Below are 4,771 nucleotides of genomic sequence, written 5' to 3' on the forward strand. Positions count from 1 at the left end.
CCCCCAACCCCCTCCCCGCAAGCGATGAGGGGGCTAAGATGTAACTTATATGATTGGAAATCGCTGTAATATCCAGATCCTCGACTTCTCAAAGAAATCGGGGATTTATTTTTTGAAAAAATTTTCTTTTTTGCATAACCTCTAAAACCTCAGAAATACATATAGTTGTGAACCAACAGTCAAGTTATAAATTCACATTCATGATCATGAATTTGACTGTCTATGTATTTATTGTCAATCAGCGAGGATTTGATGGGGTCAAAAAATTATCTGGGGGGAATTGCAGATTTTAATAATCAAGGAGGGGATGATGATCCAATAGTTACACCTAATTAATTAATCAGGTTTCGTGCTTTTAAACACCTGATAAATCTTATGTCAATAAAATGAGTCAACTTAATTATTTTTGAGGAAATACAACTATGAAACTTTGGAAATTAGCAGCAAGCATTCTGGTATTTAGCACAATCATTATTAGCCCCAAAGCCAACGCTCAAAATTTGTTAAAACCTCAGCAACTAGCACCATTACAGAACTCAGTAAGTCCCAATTCTAAAGATGTGGACACATACTTTACACAGGGTTTTAAAAAAGTAGAATTGAAAAATTTTCGAGGAGCGATCGCTGATTTTAACAAAATTCTCGAAATTGATCCTAATAATGCTTATGCCTATGTTGGGAGAGGATTTAGTAGATTTGGTTTAGCAAGCTATCAAGGCGCAAAAAAAGATTTTGATAAAGCCTTGGAAATTACTCCCAATATTGCTTATGCTCACTTTTTTAGAGGTTTTACCCTAGTGATGTTAGAAGATAAACAAGGAGCGATCGCTGATTTACAAAAAGCATCTACATTGTTTAAAGAAGAAGGAGAAGACGAATTTGCCCAAAAAGCGGATAATGCAGTTAAACAAATAGAAGCTAGTTAGAAATTATCCCATAAATTATTCAGAAATCGTAGGTTGGGTTGACGCAAGGAAACCCAACATTTTTACATTTTGACATAAATTATGTTTCTGTTGAGTGAATATTGCATAAGCTCCAAAAGCCCAGAGATATATAAACTTTGATACAATAAATCCCCTATTCAACCATGAAAAACTTCAAAATCAGTTCCATTAGCTTAATTCCCCAACTAGCATCTAGTTGGATCATGCTTTTGACGACTGTTTCCATACCTGTTAACACCGTTCAAGCAAATGATCTATACCTAAAACCATCAACAGCAAATATAGATACAATATCTAATTCTGCTAACCAAACATCAATATATAAGCAATTACAAAAAAACCTCATTAATCAGAATAAACCAGAAGCTGCATTAGAAATTTCTGAACGTAGTCATAATGGTGAATTTTGGGAATTATTAACCTCACATAAATCAAAGCAAATAGCCGTCTCTCTATCTTCAGAGCAAATTAAACAAGTTGCTAAACAACAAAATGCCACAATTGTGCAATATTCAATTATTAATGATGAATTTGTCATTGCAGGTCAAAAACAAACCCAAGAATCAGAACTGCTGATTTGGGTAATTAAACCCACAGGTGAAATTGCACTTCGTCAAGTGAATCTAAAACCTTTATGGCAAAAAGAAAATACATCTTCAAGTGATTTAGTCGCGGGAATTCGTGGGATAATGGGAACGCAACATAGAAATAACAAAAAAATAAAAGTATTCCCAGGAGAAAAGGATATTTTAAAAAAAGATTTGCAGAAACTACATGAAATTTTAATTCAACCCATTGCTGATTTATTGCCAAATCAACCCGATAAACACATTATTTTCATTCCTCAAGGAGACTTATTTTTTCTTCCCTTTGCAGCATTGCAAGATACAAAAGGTCAATATTTAATTGAAAAACATACCATTGCCACTGCGCCCTCAATTCAAGTTTTAGATCTACTTTATCAACGAAAACAGCAAAATCAAGGATTAGTGAAAGATGTGTTAATCGTTGGTAATCCTATCATGCCTTCTAAACCATTGCAACCAGGGGAAAATCCGCCAGAAACATTTAATCTTCCAGGTGCAGAACAAGAAGCAAAACAAATAGCTGGGATTTTTAAAACCCAAGCACTAACAGGAAAAGCAGCCACAGAAACCACAATTGTCCAAAAAATGCCCCAAGCGAAAATAATTCATTTAGCTGTAAACAACATAACCAATAAAGAGGGAGAATTTAGCGATGTATTAGCTTTAGGAACTTCCGAACAAGATGATGGTTGGCTGACATCTGAAGAAATTATCAACTTGAACCTAAAAGCGGAATTAGTGGTATTAAGTGGTAATGATACAGCTATAGGGAAAGTTACCAATGATGGCGTAATTGGTTTATCGCGGTCTTTTTTTACCGCAGGTGCTACCAGCGTGATTGGTTCTTTGTGGAGTGTGTCGGATAGGGAAACAGCATTTTTAATGACGGAGTTTTATCAGGAATTAAGTAAAAATCCAGATCAAGCTGCTGCTTTGCGTCAGGCAATGTTAACAACTATGAAGAAATACCCAAATCCGATGTATTGGGCTGGTTTTATTTTAATTGGCAATTCTCAATAAACTGTTAATTTTCTCGCAACAATTGGTATAAAATCCATGTCTTATCGCCAAATTCGGTTAATTGCATTTATCACTTTCATCCTGACAGTTTTACAACCTGTGGTTAATTTGCCGATGTTATTCCAGGTATCGCAGGTGTTAGCACAAACACCAGCAAACCGGAAAGCAGAAGCAGATAGACTATTTCAGCAAGGTATTGAACAGTTTCAAATAAGTCAATTTACAGCAGCATTACAGTCTTGGCAACAAGCATTGATCATTTATCGTCAAATCAAAGACCGGGATGGTGAGGCACGTGCTTTAGGTCTTCAAGGTGAAGCTTACCTTAAACTGGGAGATAAAACTAATGCGATCGCATCTTTCAAACAAGTTTTAGCAATTGCCAAGGAAATCAATAATCAAGAGTTGGAGAAAATTGCTCAGGAAGCTCTACAGTTTGCTCAAACTCAAAATGACCCTCGTCAAGCAGAAGCAGACAGACTCTTTCAGCAAGGTATTGAACAGTTTCAAATAAGTCAATTTACAGCAGCATTACAGTCTTGGCAACAAGCATTGATTATCTATCGGCAAATCAAAGACCGTCAAGGTGAGGGTAAGGCTCTAACTGGTCTGGGAATTACTTACGATGCACTAGGAGAATACACCAAAGCCATTGAATACCACACCTCCAGTTTAGCCATTGCCCGTGAAATCAAAGACCGTAATGGTGAGGGTCAATCTCTAAATAATCTGGGAATTGCTTACCATGCACTAGGAGAATACACCAAAGCCATTGAATACCACACCTCCAGTTTAGCTATTGCCCGTGAAATCAAAAACCGTAGGGGTGAGGGTGCTGCTCTAGGTAATCTGGGAATTGCTTACCGTTCACTAGGAGAATACACCAAAGCCATTGAATACCACACCTCCCGTTTAGCCATTGCCCGTGAAATCAAAGACCGTTATGGTGAGGGTACTGCTCTAGGTAATCTGGGAAATGCTTACGATGCACTAGGAGAATACACCAAAGCCATTGAATACCACACCTCCAGTTTAGCTATTGCCCGTGAAATCAAAAACCGTTTAGGTGAGGGTGCTGCTCTAGGTAATCTGGGAATTGCTTACCGTTCACTAGGAGAATACACCAAAGCCATTGAATACCACACCTCCCGTTTAGCCATTGCCCGTGAAATCAAAGACCGTTATGGTGAGGGTGCTGCTCTAGGTAATCTGGGAAATGCTTACGATGCACTAGGAGAATACACCAAAGCCATTGAATACCACACCTCCAGTTTAGCCATTGCCCGTGAAATCAAAGACCGTAATGGTGAGGGTCAATCTCTAGGTAATCTGGGAAATGCTTACAATGCACTGGGAGAATACACCAAAGCCATTGAATACTACTCCTCCAGTTTAGCCATTGCCCGTGAAATCAAAGACCGTAAAAGTGAGGGTCAATCTCTAGGTAATCTGGGAAATGCTTACGATGCACTAGGAGATTACACCAAAGCCATTGAATACCACACCTCCAGTTTAGCCATTCTCCGTGAAATCAAAGACATTGCAGGGGAAGGAATAAGTTTAGATAATCTAGGATTAGCTTTCTATAACTCTGGCAACCTCCCACAAGCAGAAACAACTCTCTTTACTGGCATTGAAGTATGGGAATCTATCAGAGGAAAATTAGGGAACAATGATAGCTACAAAGTCTCTATTTTTGAAGAACAAGCTCGCACTTACCGCATATTACAAAACGTCCTCATTGCTCAAAATAAAACCAATGAAGCCTTAGAAATTTCTGAACGAGGACGTGCTAGGGCTTTTGTGGAATTATTGTCTTCACGTTTATCTAACACAAATACCAGTCAAACCTCACAACCTGCTGTTGATAAACCCACTATTTCCTTATTACAAAAAATTGCCAAACAACAAAATGCTACCTTGGTTCAATATTCTATTATTACTGATGATTTGAAAATTGATGGTAAACAACAAACCAAAGAATCAGAACTCTATATCTGGGTGATTAAACCCACAGGTGAAATTGCCTTTCGTAAATCTGATTTAAAACCTCTGTGGCAAAAGGAAAATACCACTCTGAGAGAACTCGTGTAACCGTTCAGGGGGGTAGAAGAGCGATCGTTAAAAAATTACCTCCAAAATGTGATAAATTAAGTGACATGGAACTAAATCGCGTCAATCACTTAGAACAGATACCTCCAGAAGATTGGGGTAAGA

General features: G+C 37.8%; 3 protein-coding genes. All 3 read left to right on the top strand.

All coding sequences use genetic code 11. The annotated features are described in order from the left end of the window. Window positions 1-422 precede the first annotated feature (422 nt). Window positions 423-926, top strand: coding sequence for a hypothetical protein (locus IQ226_RS24315; RefSeq protein ID WP_193899659.1), 504 nt, complete (start codon window positions 423-425; stop codon window positions 924-926). Window positions 927-1,090: 164 nt separating this feature from the next. Further along, on the top strand, window positions 1,091-2,554 hold the full coding sequence (locus tag IQ226_RS24320) for a CHAT domain-containing protein (protein WP_193899661.1): 1,464 nt from the start codon (window positions 1,091-1,093) through the stop codon (window positions 2,552-2,554). A gap of 36 nt (window positions 2,555-2,590) precedes the next feature. Next, on the top strand, window positions 2,591-4,648 hold the full coding sequence (locus tag IQ226_RS24325; protein ID WP_193899663.1) for a tetratricopeptide repeat protein: 2,058 nt from the start codon (window positions 2,591-2,593) through the stop codon (window positions 4,646-4,648). The last annotated feature ends 123 nt before the right edge of the window (window positions 4,649-4,771 follow it).

This window comes from Dolichospermum sp. LEGE 00240, from assembly GCF_015207875.1.
Lineage (GTDB): Bacteria > Cyanobacteriota > Cyanobacteriia > Cyanobacteriales > Nostocaceae > Dolichospermum > Dolichospermum gracile.

Bases quoted from the DNA above. Each gene is read 5' to 3' on its own strand.
- IQ226_RS24320 (WP_193899661.1), top strand. From the start codon at position 1,091: ATGAAAAACTTCAAAATCAGTTCCATTAGCTTAATTCCCCAACTAGCA.
- IQ226_RS24325 (WP_193899663.1), top strand. From the start codon at position 2,591: ATGTCTTATCGCCAAATTCGGTTAATTGCATTTATCACTTTCATCCTG.
- IQ226_RS24315 (WP_193899659.1), top strand. From the start codon at position 423: ATGAAACTTTGGAAATTAGCAGCAAGCATTCTGGTATTTAGCACAATC.